Source organism: Bacillus sp. EB V-12 (assembly GCF_056158125.1).
Map to the genome: position 1 here is coordinate 594099 of NZ_JBUXJL010000002.1, position 15466 is coordinate 609564.

The following is a 15466-nucleotide window of genomic DNA, read 5'->3' on the forward strand; positions in this document are numbered from 1 at the left end:
GGAAAAGCGTAATCGCTTTTCCTTTTTAATTTGAATATGGAGTGGCTATACCAGAAGAAATAGAGACTGTTTTATTATTCGTGTTTATTGTTGCTGTAGCTCCAAGTGGAATACCGATGTTTGGACTTATATGTCCAATTGGTAAATCGAATAGGACAGGTATATGATATGGCGCGAAATATTCATATAATATTGTTTGCAATGATTGAGAGGGCTTTGAAGGAGTGCAGTCGTGACAACTTGTGAAAATAACGCCCCTGCATTCATTAAACTTTCCAGATAAAAGTAGCTGATTTAACATACGGTCAATGCGGTACGGTTCTTCACCAATGTCTTCAAGTAATAAAAGTGTATTGTCCGTATTTATCTCGTAGGGCGAGCCAATTATACTTGTTAACACAGCTAAATTTCCTCCAACTAACGTACCTGTAACTGTACTGTGAGAGCTAGGTACGATACATTCTGATGCAGATAAAATGGTTGAATACGGATGGAATAGCTGATTAAAAGAGGATAAAGATAGGGAATCAATGCCTTTTCCTAGTTCTTCAATCATCGGACCATGAAATGTTATAAGCTTTGCATAACGTGAAACAGCAGTATGTAAAGCTGTAATATCGCTATATCCCCAAAAGATTTTTGGATTCTGCCTAATAACTTCATATTGAATGTGAGGAAGAAGACGAGCACTTCCATAACCACCTCGTGCACAAAAAATTGCCTTCACTTCATTATTTGTAAATGCTTCATGTATATCGTCAAGCCGAACTTGATCACTTCCGGCTAAAAATCCATATTTCTCGTAAACACTCTTCCCGATTATTACGGATAACCCCATCTCTTGTAATACATTCACACCTTTTAATACATTTTCGATTGTAGGTGGACCAGATGGTGCAATAATCATTACTGTATCACCTTGTTTTAATGCATTTGGATAAATCATTAAGCTCAGCCTCCTTCTCTTTCAATATATTCGCTTCATATGAAGTTCAACCCTTGCAAAAGCAGGGGAAAGCTTATCAAATAAAGAAGATATAAAGGAAATAGGAGGGGAAATGATGTTTACAAGTCGAGTAACAGACATATTAAAAATTGAGTATCCCGTTGTTCAAGCCGGTATGGCAGGCGCGATTACGACGCCAGAACTTGTTGCAGCAGTAAGTAATAGTGGAGGATTAGGGACGCTTGGAGCGGGCTATATGAGCCCAGAACAAATTCGTGAAGCGATTTATAGAATAAGAGAACTAACAGATAAGCCTTTCGGTGTTAATTTACTTGTAACGAAAGAGATAGAAATAGAAGAAGAGAAGGTAGATGAGGCGAAAGTATTACTAAGCGGAGTGAATAGAGAATTAGGTATAGAAGTAGAAGGAACGTTAAAGCTTCCAAAAAGCTATAAGGAACAATTACAAGTGCTATTAGATGAAAAAGTACCGGTCGTTAGCTTTGCATTTCAAACGTTAGAAAAAGAAGAAATAAATGATTTAAAAAGAAGTGGAATAAAAGTTATCGGAACAGCTACCCATGTGAAGGAAGCGAAAGTACTTGCTGAGCTAGGAGTAGATATTATTATTGGGCAAGGTAGCGAAGCAGGAGGGCATAGAGGAACGTTTATTGGGAAAGAACGAGATGCTATGATTGGTACGTTTGCGTTAATACCTCAGTTAGTAGGGGCTGTTCCGCATATCCCAATTGTCGCAGCAGGTGGTGTAATGAACGGACAAGGGCTTGTTGCGGCATTGGCACTAGGAGCAGAAGGTGTTCAAATGGGATCAGCCTTTTTAACAAGTGAAGAGAGTATTACGCACGATGTGTATAAAGAAGCGGTTTTACATAGTACAGATACGAGCACAACTGTAACTCGTGCGTTTTCCGGGAAATATGCACGCGGTATTCGGAATGAATTTATAGAAAGATATGAAGGAAAAGAAGAAGGGCTTCCGATGTATCCAGTGCAAAACGTATTAACTTCTAAAATACGCCAAGAGGCAGCGAAGCAAAATAAGGAAGAATATATGTCACTTTGGGCAGGACAGGCAGCATCATTGGCACGAATCGAATCAGCTCAGCATGTAGTGGAGCGAGTTATGAAAGAAGCGGCGAATGCAATCGAGCAATTACAAAATATATACAAAAAGACCACTTGAGTAATTCAAGCGGTCTTTTCGTTAGTTTGCTTTATAAAATTGTTGGATGGCTTCGTCGATGTAAACCCAGCCTTTCCAACCTAAGTGCATATGATCTTTTAAGAAGTATTTATCGTATTCATGATTTGAGAAGTCGGCAATTGGATAACCAGCTTTTTCAATTTGCTCATGAACTTTCTTATAGTATGCTTCGCGGCGTTCTTTCGGGAAGCCAGCGTAGTCGTACCAAGGACCTTTGACAGGAACAGAAATGAAGAGTGGTTTTGCACCAGATTGTTTTAATAAATCAAGTACAATTTGTAAATCTTCATATTCTGGCGATTGGTCATAAGCATCATTTTTTAAGTAACCTTCACGTTGCTTTAATTTTTTCTTAATTTTGCTATTGAAGTAACCATCTTCGATACCATATTCATTAGATCTAGATTCTGCTGCACCTGTTTGATCCGCATGTTTACGAGCCTCTTCCCAGTTCATTTGTTTTAATGAAGAATCGAGCTTCTCTTTGTGCGGTTTAATATTAAACATAGCTGTAAATAAATCTTTACGATCTAAAATGTTACGGTAAATATAAGCGAAAGGTTTAGCAGCAAGTGCTTTTACTTTATACTTCGTATCATCATAAGCGATACCTTCAAGCGAAATTTTTAATAAAGTTTCTTTTTTTACAATCTCAAAGTTTAATAAACGCTTTGCAATTTGTTTTTTCATTTCAGGTTTTAAATCATTGTTGAAAATGAAGTGGTAACCTTGTTGTTTTGAAAAGTTAGGTGCAAAGTGCGTTTCGTCAATACCTTGTGGTACAAACCATTGCGGAGAAAGAACGAATACCATTTTCTTATCTTTCAATTGATCCATTGTAGATGCGAAGTTTAATACATGTACAAGGTCTTGTGTTCCGCCGCGTCCAAGAAGGAATGGCGTAAATCCTTCAGGCTTTACTTTAAAATAATTAGATGGATGGAAAGCATCCATACGTGCGAATTCCGATGAACCGTACATCGGAAGATATTTTGGATCTGCTAACATCTTTTGCTGTAAAATCATACTTTGAATTTTTTCTTCTTTTAAAGAAGTAGCAGCTTGTTCTACTTTTTCATCACTTAAAAGTGGAAGTAGGAAGCGCGTTGGAATAAGTAAGAATACAGCAAAAAGGGCCAATGCTAAAAGCATCGGACCAAATTTTGCTTTGTTCATCGGATTTCTTCCAACTTTTTAATAACCATGTTTGGTGTAGCCCACTCGTCACGGTCAAAATCAGAAATAGAAACTTCAATATCTAAACGCTCTTGGAATTCAACTAATAAAGATACTACAGCGAAAGAATCAAGGATACCTTCTTCAAATAATTGAACATCTAAGTTTTCTTTCACAATATCGTTTTCACATACTTCTTCTAAAATATCTAATACTTGCTCTTTGAATTCTGCCATTTTTAAAATCTCCTTTATATCCGAAATTATTATATGTGCAACTTCTTAATGGAATAAGAAGGGTGCATTAAAAGTATCTGTTAAGGTGTCCAGAGAAGATTAGGAAACCGAAACATACAACGTGGAACGTAATTACAATCGCAAGGATGTGTGTAAATTTATTGTTTGGCCAAAACTTATGCTTCTTGTTTTTTCGTTCAAAAATATCGAATAAAATAAACAGTGCGGCATGGTATAGACCATAAATAACATACTGCGCAACAGCGCTTCCTTGGATGTGCCAAATTCCCATAATGAAGAAGTTTAAAAATGCCCCGATATACGAAATAGTGTAACGGTTCTTAATTAACTTTTTCTTCGTTGCAAAAAAGACGAAACGCATGTAAATAAAATCACGGAACCAGAATGATAAACTCATGTGCCAGCGGTTCCAGAAGTCTTTAATATTACGACTAAGGAATGGCTTATTGAAGTTTTCTGGCGTTTTAATTCCCATCATGTAACTTACACCAATTACAAAAGAGCTATAACCAGCAAAATCAAAGAATAGATATAAGCTATAGCTATACATGTAAATCATATTTGAAAATATTGTATCGTGTTGAGCGAATGCTGGATCCATACAATATTGCTTTATTAAGTAAGCAATAATAAATTTATACAAGAAACCTTGGAAAATACGATTTAGTCCTGTATATAGTAAATTTTGATATTCTTCAGCGCTAGGTGGCTTTTGAATATCTTTTTGGAATCTTCGGTAACGATCGATAGGTCCTGTTGAAATTGCAGGGAAGAATAAAACGAATTCCCAGAAGTTAAAGAAAGAAAGCTCTTTAATTAAACCATCACGAACTTCAAATACCATTTGAACTGCTCTGAATGTTACGTAAGATATACCTAGGAAAACAACAAGTTTTAACTCAGGTAAAAACGATGCAAACGGCGCGATTTTTGCCAAAATAAGAGGCAAAATCGATAAAATAACAGCTATGCAAAATGTGAATGTACTATTATTTTGTTTTCTTAAAATTAAATAGCCTTTAATTAAGGCATATTGCCAAATAATAAATGCAGCTAGCATCATTGCTTGCTTTGGTTTATCTGAGAAGATAATAGCAATCATGACTAATGTTAAAACGGCATTATATTTGCGCAACATTTTACCTTTTAATCCAGCTATGATAGTAGGTATTAATAAAATGCCCACTATAGCGAAAAAATAAAATGATCCATATGCGGTCATGCTGTAACCTCACTCAATAATTTTTTGCGATCTACCTTTCCATTTGGTGTCATTGGAATAGAAGATTGATACATGAATTTACGTGGAATCATGTAGTTTGGTAATCGCTCATTGAGTTCTTTTTTGATTGCAGATGTTAATTTGAATTCTTTTTCAAACGAATGCTCTCCAGGAACAACAACCGCTAATAAATAATCGTATTTCTCACCTTTTTTAATTGGAACGATAACTGCTCCTTCTACGTAAGAACACGCACGAAGGTGATGCTCAATTTCTTCTAATTCCATTCGATAACCATGCAGCTTAATTTGGAAATCAAGACGACCATTATAGAATAGAAGACCATTTTCAACATAGCCAGCATCGCCTGTTTTATAGGCGCGCTCACCGTCAATCATAGTAAATGCTTTTTCTGTTAATTCAGGGCTTCCTAAATATCCAACGCTTACGCTTGGACCGACAATTACGATTTCACCTTTTTCACCATCAGGTGCAATCGTGCCATCTTCTTTCATAATAAGAAGGCGACAGTCTGATTTACAATAGCCAACTGGAAGTGATTTGTATTGATCAAGCACTTCTTCTGTAACGTGAATACCTGTTACAGCGACAGTAGCTTCTGTTGGACCATACGTATTCATAATTGTTGCTTTAGGGAAACGCTCAATTAATTTTCTAGCTACTTCATTTGGTAACACTTCACCGCAGAATAAGAATGTTTTCATGTTCGGTAGCATACTCTCAGAGAAAGATGCTTCCATTAAACACATTTCAGCGAAAGAAGGTGTGGAAGTCCATACTTGAATATCCGATTGCTCTAAAGAAGCAAACAAGTCTTTTGGACGCGCAATCATATCTTTATCGATTGCCCAAAGTGTACCACCTGTTACTAATGATGGGTAAATATCCATTACAGATAAATCAAATGAGAAAGGTGCTTGGTTTAAGAATACTTGCCCTGTTTGTAAGTTGAAATCTTCTACAGCCCATTTTGTAAAGCTAACAAGGCAGTTATAAGTAATCTGAACCCCTTTCGGATTACCTGTGCTTCCTGATGTGTAAATAATGTAGAAGTTCTCATCACCTTTTACCGCATGTTCAGGATTTGGAGTGTTCCCTTTATGAGTAAAGAAAATATCTTTTAAGTTGTCTTCACTTACGATGCGAACTGGTAAATCAGTTACAGTTACTGCTGTTGCCGATAAAAGTAATTTCGCACCAGAATTTTCAGCAATACGTTGTACACGATCAGCTGGGATAGATAAATCTACAGGAATGTAAGCATGTCCAGCTTTTACACATCCTAAAAAGTTAATAATCATTTCAGGTTGCATATGGCCATACACCATAATTGGTGAACGATCGTCTGGATACTCAGAAGAAATCCAATGTGCCAACGCATCAGAATCTTCCTTTAATTGTTTGTACGTAATTTTCGCATCTCGCCAAACAAAAGCGGTTTGATCAGGCGTTTCTGCAGCCCACTTTTCAATTTGTTCTAATAACTTCATAACGTTCCCACCCTAGAATTCATTGTAAATAAATGTACTTGTGTTTGTATCATGGAATCCATACAACCAAAGTAATGCAAATAAAATTGCAAGATAATAAACCGTCTTTGCAACCCATTGTGTGAGTGGTCGAGACCATATCTCTTTTAATCTTTCCATGTCTTTCCCTCTCTTAATGAAATAATAGCTCTTTGTAGGTATCATGTCCTACATTATTGTGAAAAAAACAAAATCCCACATTTTAGGTAAAAATAAGTCAAAAGGCTCTTTTTTGATATTAGCACTAAATACTAAAAAAGAAAATCCCTAACTTAGCAATTATATTACATTCAGCATGAATTTGTAATGGGTTTGACATGTAAATAGAAAGTGGATTGTGTGAATACATAAAAGTGGACTATAAGAATACGTAAAAATACAGTGTTTGTTTTTATTAATCATTTAAGACGGAGTAAACTTTTAAATTTCTAGTTCTTTTGAAAAGGAGGAAATTATCATGAATAGAGTGTGGAAGAATCTAATTTCGGAAGAAAATATCGTGAAATGGAGAAGGCATTTCCATAAGTATCCGGAATTATCATTTCATGAAAAAGAAACTTCGCAATTTATATATGATACATTATGCTCATTTTCTTCTTTTGAAGTAACGAGACCGACGAAGTATAGTGTACTAGCAATTAAAAGAGGTGTGAAGCAAGGGAAAGTAATTGCGATTCGAGCTGATATAGACGCTTTGCCAATTCAAGAGGAGACAAGTAAATCTTATACATCTGTGAATAAAGGAATGATGCATGCATGTGGGCACGATGCTCACGCAGCTATTTTATTAAGTACAGCAGAGGTGTTATCAAATATAAAGGAAGATTTTGCAGGTGAGATTCGTCTATTCTTTCAGCACGCAGAAGAGGTGTATCCCGGTGGGGGACAAGAAATGGTTGAGGCAGGTGTAATGGACGGTGTTGATTATGTAATAGGTTTACATGTTATGTCAGGACTTGAGAGTGGAAAGATAGGAATTGCATATGGACCGATGATGGCAGCTCCAGACGTATTTACAGTTGAGATTCAAGGCAAAGGAGGACATGCGGCGCGACCAGAAGAAACGATAGATCCTATTGCTATCGGAGCACAGATTATTACAAATCTACAACATATCGTATCAAGAAATACAAGTGCTTTTATGCAAAGGGTTGTTTCAGTTACACAATTTCATGGGGGAACGGCTGACAATATTATTCCTAGTACAGCAACTTTAATGGGAACTGTTCGTTCATTTAATCAAGCATTGAGGGTGGAAGCAGAAGGGAAAATCGAGAAAATTGTGAAAGGAATTACAGAAGCACATGGAGGATCGTATACATATACGTATCGATATGGATATGATCCGGTTATTAATGATGAATATATTACGAAAATAGTAGAAGAAAGTGCACTACATTTGTTTGGGAATGAGCGTGTTGTGAAGCTTGAACCTTCTATGGGTGGAGAAGATTTTTCAGCATATTTAAGAAAAGCACCTGGTTGTTTCATTAAATTAGGAACAGGTAATGAAAATATATATACTTGTTATCCACATCATCATCCGAAATTTGACGTGGATGAATCAGCATTAATTTGTGGAGTGGAGCTATTTTTAGAGACGACTATAAGATTACTAAAATTATAGAAAAACAAAAAAAGGCAACTGCACTCTATTGCAGTTGCTTTTATTTCTTTCCGTCAGAGAGGGCTGAGAAAGAACTATGCTCATTCATAGTATATGAATAGCTAACGGACAAGCTTGTACATTTTAATCATTTTTTTAAAAATAGTTATTGACATTGATAATCAATGTCAATTAATCTAAATATAGTTGAAATTGATAATTATTATCAATAGGATGGATGCGACATGTTAATGAGAAAGAATTTTCACCTTCTGCGGAGGGGATTAAAAGATAAAAATAAAGATGTTGATCAGCATATGGAATGGCAAAGAAATGTAATTCGGTCTGAATATGTAGATGAGAAGAAGAGCATTCAAACAGAAAAAGAGATACAAAGTAAAGGGAGAGGTTCAGTTGAGTAAGTTAGTAATGATTTTTGCAAGTATGAGTGGAAATACAGAGGAAATGGCTGACCATATTGCCGGCGTAATTCGTGAAACAGAAAATGAAATTGAAGTTATTGATATTATGGATTCACCAGAAGCTTCTATATTAGAACAGTATGATGGAATTATTTTAGGTGCATACACTTGGGGAGATGGCGATCTTCCTGATGATTTCTTAGATTTTTATGATGCAATGGATTCTATTGATTTAACTGGGAAAAAAGCGGCAGTATTCGGATCATGTGATTCGGCTTATCCGAAATACGGAGTGGCAGTTGACATTTTAATAGAAAAGCTACAAGAGCGCGGGGCAGCAGTTGTGTTAGAAGGACTAAAAGTAGAATTAACGCCAGAAGATGAAGATGTAGAAAAATGTTTACAGTTTGGAGCTGAATTTGTAAAACACCTTTCTTAATGGCAGAAGGGAGATGAAGAGCAAGTGCATGAGAAAATCTCAATCAAAACGATGACAGATTATCATTTGTATGATTTTATGCGTTGTCCGCATAAATTTTATTTTCGTCACATAAAAAGAAGAGAACCTTCTTCATTTGAATGGCAACAAATAGCACAAATGATTGTCAATCAAATTATTAACGAGTATTACACGCTACCTGCGGGTCAACAAACGAAAATTGTACTTTTAATATTAATAGAAAAGTATTGGAAAAAAGTAAGGATTAATATGTTTGCTTCGAAGACGGAATACTATATTGTATTAGCGAAGCTAACGGATCACTTATTACAGTTCGTTGAAAAGGATGATAGTCAGACACCACCATTGTTTTTATACGAGAAGTTTCAAACATATATGGAAGAGTTAGGTGTCCACATGTCATTGACATTTGAAGTTGGTGAGTGGAGTGCTGAGTCGTTTGTAATTAAAAAGTATGTTGTCGATGCAGATGAGGAAATGCTTGCTCTTTGTCAGAAGCTAATGACAGTATTCAGTTATAAAGCTTTCGGAGTTCTTCCAGGAAAAATTGAAGTTATTAATTTAATAGAAGGAACTAAGTATGAGTACATTCCGAAACAGGAAGATATTATAACTGGAATGGCTGATTTATCTAGAATGAAAGAAATGTTAGAGCAACCTGAGCATTATACAGAGCGTCATTTTCGTTCTGAGTGTATAAGTTGTGCGTTTCGTAGTGAATGCCAAGGGGAAGAAGTAAAGACAGAAGCGAAACAGAAGAAAAATATAGTTCATTAAAGGATGCAACTTTGCATCCTTTTTTGTTATTGACATGAAAAGCTTTTCATCATTTACGGTATATTTGTAGCAGATTTTAATAAAGTGAAACTTTAATCAGTGGGGGTTTTGTCAATCACCCACTGATTATCAGCCCTCATTAATCGGGCTACCCACAAATCAGAATAAAGGGAGGAATAATCAATGAAAGATGAAACAAAAGTATTTCAATGGTTAAAAGAACAAAATGCTCCTTTTGAAATTCAACTGCAAATTTTACAGGCGTTTCAATTGTATAAAGTTATTGTTGAAATGGATAAAAAGTTAATGATGTATGAGGAGAGAGTATATAGGGAGAGAATGTAATCTCATCCCTGTAATATCGTTTTTAGCTGTTCTGTGCCTGTAATGAATTCGAGTTCATTCTCTGACTCAAAATTATAAATAATATTATGTAGTAAAGGACTGTATTGATAAAAGGTAGTAATACGATGAATGAGTAATGGATCATGATGAGAAATAAGTGTACTGTACTGTTCATATACAGATGTAGTAAACTCATGTCCGAAATCATAATATAGTCCTGCAAAATCAAAAGCAGGATCGCCAATTTGCGCATCACCAAAATCGATAACACCTGAAATGCTTTTGTTATGCTTGTTAAATAAAATGTGATGATGAGTAAAATCAGCGTGAATGATTGTGTTTTGAAAAGTGGATGTAGCTAAACATGCAAAGAAATTTTCAAATAAGCGATTTAAGGCTAGTTTCTGTAATGAAGTAAGGCTAGTAGTGAGATATTGGTTTAATTTTGTTTGTAGCTCTTTCCAGTAGGTACATGTTTTTTCAATAGGGAAACATAGCGTTGTAACTTGGTGTAAAGGAATACTATGTAGTACCGCAAGGAAAGTAGCTAATTGTGTAATAATTGCTTTCAGCTTTGGATCCTCCAGCGTGGCAACTGTTTCTGTTTTTAATGGTTCACCATGAATGAGAGTATAGTAACTACAAAGAGGAACCTCATCAGATTCATTTTTATAAATTAGGTGATATTGTGGAACTTCGATTTCTTGTAGTGATTGAGTGAGAATTGCGCATAGTTCTTTTTCTAACGGAATTCGCATCGCATATTCCTGTTTTCGCGGGAAACGAAACAGTAGCTCATCATTTACTATAACTGCTACATTATCCCATCCTTCTTCATTTTGTTTATATGAATGTATAGAAAGATTAGGCAAAGCTTCTTTTATATAATGTTTGTAAGAGTCCATAATTGTTCCTCGTTTCTGAGTTAAGTTATTCTATTTTATGATATCAGAATTTTCTTTCTATATGTTAAAATATATCTATTATTATGAAGAAGGGCGGGAGTATTACGAAAAAAAGACTGTTAATCATTTCTCTATGTATCGCTTTTGTATTGTTTTGGTCATATAAAGAGGAGGTTTTTGCTACCTTTAAACCGATTGATCAGTACGAGTTAAATAAGGAGTTAAAGAACAAAAGTATAGAAAACTTAACTCATAATGAAATGAAAAAGGTAGGAGAGCATTTTGTGACCGAGCAACTATCAGTGTTTGGGTCTACTAATAAAGAAGATGTGAAACGAAAAGGTGAAGAACTATTTTTAAATAGAGGGTATGAACAATTAATGGGAAATTATTATCCAAATCGTTTTCAAGATTTAGAGTATAAATTTACAAACGAGGAGATACGTGAAGAGACCAATGAGAGTTTTCTTTATCAAGCTGTAGCGTACGTTGCGGGTACTGAAAATGGTAAGAGTAAGAGAAGCGAAATGAAATTGAATTATGAAGTGAAAATTGTAAAGGTTAATAATATATTTATGGTGCTAGAACAAAAGCAGCGCGTACAATAAAGGAAATTCATTGCTCAATAGAACATTTGAGGGTGTATTACTTAATGCGGAATAAAAAGACCCTTAAGGAATAAAGGGCCTTTAAAGATTTTCATTTTGTTGACCAAGTTCTTTTTGAGCAATATATAAATTCCCTTGCTCGACTTGTTTAAGAGTATGAACAGAATCTCCTGCATATCCTTTTTGTGTTTTAACAGTTCTTTTTGAACGATTGGAATCTTGTTTCTTCATATAATAGGCCACCTTTCATCAAAAATAAACGAAAATGATAAGTATGAGTAATACAGCAGCGAAAATGGTAATGCCCATTAAAAACGAAGTGTTTTTATATTTAGGTGGCTTATGTACATCTTGCCGATATCCAGGTGAAATTTCAGGGGCAAATTCTTCATCGAATGATTGCTTTTTTTCTTTGTCGTCCATATGTACCCACCTTTCTTTTTCATTATATTATACGTTACAAGAAAAAATATGCATAAAGAAAACAGCCGCTTTATTATTAGCGGCTGTTTTGTGTTGTATATTTTCGTTGTACTTGAAAGAGACGGATAAGTAGGAAGGCAGCGCCAAATGCTAGACCGATAATAAGACCGATCCAATAGCCTTTCGCGGCCCATTCTGTATACGTCGCTAATATGTAACCTAGTGGTAGACCTATTATCCAATAAGCAATTAAAGTCATAATTAGAGCAACATTTACATCTTTATAACCACGCAAAGCTCCTTGTACAGGGGTTGCAATTGCATCTGAAATTTGAAATAAAATTGCAAAGATAAGAAATTCTTTTGCTAAATGATGAACTTTTGCATCTGTCGTATAAATAGAAGCAATTTGATCATCAAAGAAGTAGAGAAGAATCGAATATAATAAAGCAAAGGCAAGGGCTAATCCAATTCCAATCAGTCCGTATTGTTTTGCATTATCGTAACGTTTTGCTCCAACTTCGAATCCAACCGCAATAGTCATTGCCATTGCTAAACTTAGCGGAGTCATATATAACAAGGAAGCAAAGTTCATAGCTGCTTGGTGAGCTGCAATAGTTGTCGTACTAAAATTACTCATCATGAGCGTTACCGCAGCGAAAATACTCGTTTCAAAAAAGATAGCAAATCCGATAGGGACGCCAAGTTTTAAGAATGCTATCCAACTCGAAAGAGAAGGTCGGTATAATTGTTTGAAAATGTTGAAAGAGGCAAAAGGCTCTTTCGTCTGAATAATAATGACTGTAATAATTAAAATGCACCAATATGTTGCAGTGGAAGCAATTGCTGCTCCGACACCACCGAGCTTTGGGAAACCGAAGTTACCAAAAATTAATAGGTAATTTAATATTACATTAATTGGTAATGATAATAATGTAATAATCATCGTTGTTCGAGTTTTTCCTAATGCATCAATAAATCCACGTAAAACAGTGTAAGTGAATAAAGGTATAATTCCTATTGCGATAATACTTAAAAATTGCGCTGCAATACGTTCCACAGGTTCTTCTAAGCGCATGCCATTTAAAATAGGTGAAACGACGAAAAAACCGATGAGGATAACAACGAAGCTAGCACAAATTGCTAAATAAACTGCTTGTATGACAACGTGGGGAACGTCCTCTTTTTTCTTGGATCCAACGAGCTGTGCAACAATGGGAGTAGTAGCCATTAAAATTCCTGTTAACCCCGTACTAACTGGAATCCATATACTTGTTCCAATTGCAACACCTGCTAAATCAGTTGGACTTGCATGTCCTGACATCGTTGTATCAAAAAAACTCATCGCAAATAATGACATTTGCGTTACGAAAATCGGAAAAAATAGTAATACAAATTGCTTTAACTTTTGTGAGAATGAAGTAGTTTCTTTCATAAAATCCCCTTTCCGTATAAAAAAACAAACTCTTACTATCATACAATTTAATCAAAGATTAGAAAAGAAATACGCGCCTATAACATATGAAGCCAATAAAAAAAGGATGCACTTTGAAAAGGGATAAGGTATTATGATAAGGTGTGAAAAAATTACATATTATTTGTTATTAAGGAGGCACTACTTGTGGCTGATTGGTTAATTGGTTTAATCATGGGTGCTGTTGAAGGGTTAACAGAGTTTCTACCAGTATCATCAACAGGACATATGATTTTAACAGGACATTTAATTGGATTTGACGATGAGAGAGCGAAAGTTTTTGAAGTTGTTATCCAATTGGGATCGATTTTAGCAGTTGTTGTTATATTTTGGAAGCGTCTATGGTCGTTAGTTGGAATAGGTAAAGTAACAGACGGACCATCGTTAAATTTATTACATATTATTATCGGGATGATTCCTGCCGGGGTACTTGGCGTATTATTCCATAGCACTATTAAAGAGGTTTTATTTGGTCCAGGACCAGTTGTTATTAGCTTAGTAGCCGGTGGTATTTTAATGATTGTTGCTGAGAAGTTTTCGAAACCAAGTACAGCAAGAACGTTAGATGAAATCACATATAAACAGGCATTTACAATTGGAATGTTCCAATGTTTAGCTCTTTGGCCAGGATTTTCTCGTTCTGGTTCTACAATAAGTGGTGGTTTATTAGCTCGCGTGTCGCATACAGCGGCAGCTGAATATACGTTCATTTTAGCGGTACCGATGATGGTAGCTGCAAGTGGCTTAGATTTAATTAAAAGCTGGGATGTATTAAGCTCAGCAGATATAACGCTATTTGTAACAGGATTTGTAACTGCATTCGTTGTTGCGATGCTTGCAATTGTTTCATTCTTGAAATTATTATCTCGTGTAAAACTAACACCGTTCGCTTATTATCGTTTCATTTTAGCTGCGGTATTCTATTTCTTCATTATGTAATAAAAAAACCTGCCGAGCTCGGCAGGTTTTTATTTTACTACTTTTTCCATCATGTTTTCCATTACATGTTCCCAAAGAGAAGTATCATCAGCTAATGTAGCACGGAAATTAGCATACATTTCTTTTTGTTTTTCTTCGAAAGTTGGATCTTCTTTTTCAGGTAATGTAGCGCGCATTGAAGTTACTAATTCTTGTACTTTTGGAGCGCGTGGTCCCCAAACAGCTTGTTCATTTCCATCTTTATCAATGAAAATAAAGATTGGAATCGCACGTGCTGTTCCATTTGTTAAATATTGATCCATTAATTCTAAGTTTTCATCGCGAATTAATAAACTCATATCAATATTTGCAACTTCAGAAATTCGTTTCATAACAGGTACGCATAAAAGAGCATCGCCACACCAATCAGCAGTTAATACGATAACACGCCAGCCATCATTTTGACGTTCTTCTAATACAGGAAGTAATTCATTTGGAATTAAAAAATTATTGTAAATGTGTAGTAGCTCGTATTGGTTTACTTGCATTTCATTCACATATGTATCAAAGGACATACCTTTATCAGCCCATTGTTGTAAGTTCATAATTAACACCTCTTTAGTAAGATTTGCTTTCATTGTACCAATTTTTATATAGAAAAGCTTGTATTCTTACTCTTTCTTGTCACTTAATAATTTATTTAATAGAAAAAAGAATAGTACGACACATAATTCAGTTAAGTTGGACATTTGTACGCTTTCTATCCAATCATCAGCAGTATGAATGACGAACCAATCTAGTGTAATTTCAATGAATGAGAAAAGAGTGAGAGAAATCCAATTTGGCATGTTTTGAGTCAATGGATATAGCAGCGCTTTGAAGAAACTGAAAATAAATAATGTAATACCATCTAAGAAAGTGATTAATAAAAAAAGAGAAGTAAAGCAGTACGTGAACTATACGCTATACCTGTAATTTGAAAGATTCCTACATATACAAAAAATATAAATGTAAAAACTATAATGAGAAAAAGAGCAATAATACTAATGATAATTGTTTTATCTTTTAGGCTGAGATTTGAGAACCTATCCTCCTCATGCATTAAAATACCCCTTTTTCTGGAAGTTGACTGCATTTTATCATGAAATACAT

At 35.1% G+C, this 15466-nt stretch carries 19 protein-coding genes and 1 pseudogene; 8 read left to right on the forward strand and 12 right to left on the reverse strand.

Going from position 1 to position 15466, the window contains the following annotated elements:
• Positions 1–25: 25 nt before the first annotated feature.
• Positions 26–946 carry a S66 peptidase family protein gene (locus ACZDYH_RS09670; RefSeq protein WP_000640062.1) on the reverse strand — a complete coding sequence of 307 codons (921 nt, stop codon included), beginning with the start codon at positions 944–946 and terminating at the stop codon, positions 26–28.
• Positions 947–1061: 115 nt separating this feature from the next.
• Between ACZDYH_RS09670 and ACZDYH_RS09675 the strand changes: the two genes are divergently transcribed.
• The gene (locus tag ACZDYH_RS09675) at positions 1062–2150 is read left to right on the forward strand and encodes an NAD(P)H-dependent flavin oxidoreductase (RefSeq protein ID WP_434713854.1); all 1089 of its coding nucleotides are present in this window, start codon (positions 1062–1064) and stop codon (positions 2148–2150) included.
• Between the two features lie 21 nt (positions 2151–2171).
• Here the strand turns inward: ACZDYH_RS09675 and dltD are convergent, their stop codons facing one another.
• The 5 genes from dltD to ACZDYH_RS09700 form a co-directional block, all read right to left on the reverse strand.
• Positions 2172–3347, reverse strand: a complete 1176-nt coding sequence (dltD, locus tag ACZDYH_RS09680) for a D-alanyl-lipoteichoic acid biosynthesis protein DltD (RefSeq protein ID WP_001030273.1) — start codon at positions 3345–3347, stop codon at positions 2172–2174.
• Positions 3344–3583, reverse strand: a complete 240-nt coding sequence (gene dltC, locus ACZDYH_RS09685; RefSeq protein WP_000807310.1) for a D-alanine--poly(phosphoribitol) ligase subunit DltC — start codon at positions 3581–3583, stop codon at positions 3344–3346. Before dltC ends, dltD begins: the two co-directional genes overlap by 4 nt.
• 67 nt (positions 3584–3650) lie before the next feature.
• Complete coding sequence (gene dltB, locus ACZDYH_RS09690) at positions 3651–4826, reverse strand: D-alanyl-lipoteichoic acid biosynthesis protein DltB (protein WP_088350607.1); 1176 nt, start codon at positions 4824–4826, stop codon at positions 3651–3653.
• Positions 4823–6337: a D-alanine--poly(phosphoribitol) ligase subunit DltA gene (dltA, locus tag ACZDYH_RS09695; protein ID WP_000770505.1), complete on the reverse strand. Its 1515-nt coding sequence runs from the start codon at positions 6335–6337 to the stop codon at positions 4823–4825. Before dltA ends, dltB begins: the two co-directional genes overlap by 4 nt.
• A 12-nt stretch (positions 6338–6349) precedes the next feature.
• On the reverse strand, positions 6350–6496 hold the full coding sequence (locus tag ACZDYH_RS09700) for a teichoic acid D-Ala incorporation-associated protein DltX (RefSeq protein ID WP_000440293.1): 147 nt from the start codon (positions 6494–6496) through the stop codon (positions 6350–6352).
• A 337-nt stretch (positions 6497–6833) separates the two neighbouring features.
• Between ACZDYH_RS09700 and amaA the strand changes: the two genes are divergently transcribed.
• The 5 genes from amaA (at position 6834) to ACZDYH_RS09725 (ending at position 9986) form a co-directional block, all read left to right on the forward strand.
• Positions 6834–8003: an N-acyl-aliphatic-L-amino acid amidohydrolase gene (gene amaA / locus ACZDYH_RS09705; RefSeq protein WP_006928846.1), complete on the forward strand. Its 1170-nt coding sequence runs from the start codon at positions 6834–6836 to the stop codon at positions 8001–8003.
• A gap of 224 nt (positions 8004–8227) precedes the next feature.
• Positions 8228–8404, forward strand: a complete 177-nt coding sequence (locus ACZDYH_RS09710) for a hypothetical protein (protein WP_000929023.1) — start codon at positions 8228–8230, stop codon at positions 8402–8404.
• Complete coding sequence (locus tag ACZDYH_RS09715; RefSeq protein ID WP_000041153.1) at positions 8397–8843, forward strand: flavodoxin; 447 nt, start codon at positions 8397–8399, stop codon at positions 8841–8843. The genes ACZDYH_RS09710 and ACZDYH_RS09715 overlap by 8 nt, the downstream gene beginning before the upstream one ends.
• Before the next feature lie 24 nt (positions 8844–8867).
• Positions 8868–9641: a hypothetical protein gene (locus tag ACZDYH_RS09720; protein ID WP_000544574.1), complete on the forward strand. Its 774-nt coding sequence runs from the start codon at positions 8868–8870 to the stop codon at positions 9639–9641.
• Positions 9642–9824: 183 nt separating this feature from the next.
• The gene (locus tag ACZDYH_RS09725; RefSeq protein ID WP_000651086.1) at positions 9825–9986 is read left to right on the forward strand and encodes a hypothetical protein; all 162 of its coding nucleotides are present in this window, start codon (positions 9825–9827) and stop codon (positions 9984–9986) included.
• A gap of 2 nt (positions 9987–9988) precedes the next feature.
• Here ACZDYH_RS09725 and ACZDYH_RS09730 read toward each other — a convergent pair whose 3' ends face one another.
• A complete protein-coding gene (locus tag ACZDYH_RS09730; RefSeq protein WP_000378982.1) occupies positions 9989–10891 on the reverse strand; it encodes an aminoglycoside phosphotransferase family protein in 903 nt (300 codons plus the stop codon).
• A gap of 83 nt (positions 10892–10974) precedes the next feature.
• Between ACZDYH_RS09730 and ACZDYH_RS09735 the strand changes: the two genes are divergently transcribed.
• Positions 10975–11499, forward strand: coding sequence for a hypothetical protein (locus tag ACZDYH_RS09735; RefSeq protein WP_000715254.1), 525 nt, complete (start codon positions 10975–10977; stop codon positions 11497–11499).
• 81 nt (positions 11500–11580) lie between these two features.
• On the opposite strand, the gene ACZDYH_RS09740 is transcribed toward ACZDYH_RS09735, so the two are convergent.
• The 3 genes from ACZDYH_RS09740 to ACZDYH_RS09750 form a co-directional block, all read right to left on the reverse strand.
• Positions 11581–11730: a hypothetical protein gene (locus ACZDYH_RS09740; protein ID WP_000743742.1), complete on the reverse strand. Its 150-nt coding sequence runs from the start codon at positions 11728–11730 to the stop codon at positions 11581–11583.
• An 18-nt stretch (positions 11731–11748) separates the two neighbouring features.
• A complete protein-coding gene (locus ACZDYH_RS09745; protein ID WP_000341062.1) occupies positions 11749–11922 on the reverse strand; it encodes a hypothetical protein in 174 nt (57 codons plus the stop codon).
• 76 nt (positions 11923–11998) lie between these two features.
• On the reverse strand, positions 11999–13357 hold the full coding sequence (locus tag ACZDYH_RS09750) for an MATE family efflux transporter (RefSeq protein WP_000665546.1): 1359 nt from the start codon (positions 13355–13357) through the stop codon (positions 11999–12001).
• Between the two features lie 186 nt (positions 13358–13543).
• Here ACZDYH_RS09750 and uppP point away from each other — a divergent pair, with 186 nt between their 5' ends.
• A complete protein-coding gene (gene uppP / locus ACZDYH_RS09755; RefSeq protein ID WP_000796256.1) occupies positions 13544–14335 on the forward strand; it encodes a bacitracin resistance undecaprenyl-diphosphatase in 792 nt (263 codons plus the stop codon).
• 29 nt (positions 14336–14364) lie between these two features.
• Here uppP and ACZDYH_RS09760 read toward each other — a convergent pair whose 3' ends face one another.
• Entirely contained in the window at positions 14365–14952 is a 588-nt protein-coding gene (locus ACZDYH_RS09760; protein ID WP_002023667.1) for a thioredoxin family protein, read from the reverse strand.
• Positions 14953–14985: 33 nt separating this feature from the next.
• A pseudogene (locus ACZDYH_RS09765) lies at positions 14986–15416 on the reverse strand (regulatory YrvL family protein).
• Between the last annotated feature and the right edge of the window lie 50 nt (positions 15417–15466).

Excerpts from the sequence above, each read along its gene's own strand:
- ACZDYH_RS09670 (WP_000640062.1), bottom strand. The coding sequence starts at position 946 with ATGATTTATCCAAATGCATTAAAACAAGGTGATACAGTAATGATTATT.
- ACZDYH_RS09675 (WP_434713854.1), top strand. The coding sequence starts at position 1,062 with ATGTTTACAAGTCGAGTAACAGACATATTAAAAATTGAGTATCCCGTT.
- dltD (WP_001030273.1), bottom strand. The coding sequence starts at position 3,347 with ATGAACAAAGCAAAATTTGGTCCGATGCTTTTAGCATTGGCCCTTTTT.
- dltC (WP_000807310.1), bottom strand. The coding sequence starts at position 3,583 with ATGGCAGAATTCAAAGAGCAAGTATTAGATATTTTAGAAGAAGTATGT.
- dltB (WP_088350607.1), bottom strand. The coding sequence starts at position 4,826 with ATGACCGCATATGGATCATTTTATTTTTTCGCTATAGTGGGCATTTTA.
- dltA (WP_000770505.1), bottom strand. The coding sequence starts at position 6,337 with ATGAAGTTATTAGAACAAATTGAAAAGTGGGCTGCAGAAACGCCTGAT.
- ACZDYH_RS09700 (WP_000440293.1), bottom strand. The coding sequence starts at position 6,496 with ATGGAAAGATTAAAAGAGATATGGTCTCGACCACTCACACAATGGGTT.
- amaA (WP_006928846.1), top strand. The coding sequence starts at position 6,834 with ATGAATAGAGTGTGGAAGAATCTAATTTCGGAAGAAAATATCGTGAAA.
- ACZDYH_RS09710 (WP_000929023.1), top strand. The coding sequence starts at position 8,228 with ATGTTAATGAGAAAGAATTTTCACCTTCTGCGGAGGGGATTAAAAGAT.
- ACZDYH_RS09725 (WP_000651086.1), top strand. The coding sequence starts at position 9,825 with ATGAAAGATGAAACAAAAGTATTTCAATGGTTAAAAGAACAAAATGCT.
- ACZDYH_RS09730 (WP_000378982.1), bottom strand. The coding sequence starts at position 10,891 with ATGGACTCTTACAAACATTATATAAAAGAAGCTTTGCCTAATCTTTCT.
- ACZDYH_RS09735 (WP_000715254.1), top strand. The coding sequence starts at position 10,975 with ATGAAGAAGGGCGGGAGTATTACGAAAAAAAGACTGTTAATCATTTCT.
- ACZDYH_RS09740 (WP_000743742.1), bottom strand. The coding sequence starts at position 11,730 with ATGAAGAAACAAGATTCCAATCGTTCAAAAAGAACTGTTAAAACACAA.
- ACZDYH_RS09745 (WP_000341062.1), bottom strand. The coding sequence starts at position 11,922 with ATGGACGACAAAGAAAAAAAGCAATCATTCGATGAAGAATTTGCCCCT.
- ACZDYH_RS09750 (WP_000665546.1), bottom strand. The coding sequence starts at position 13,357 with ATGAAAGAAACTACTTCATTCTCACAAAAGTTAAAGCAATTTGTATTA.
- ACZDYH_RS09760 (WP_002023667.1), bottom strand. The coding sequence starts at position 14,952 with ATGAAAGCAAATCTTACTAAAGAGGTGTTAATTATGAACTTACAACAA.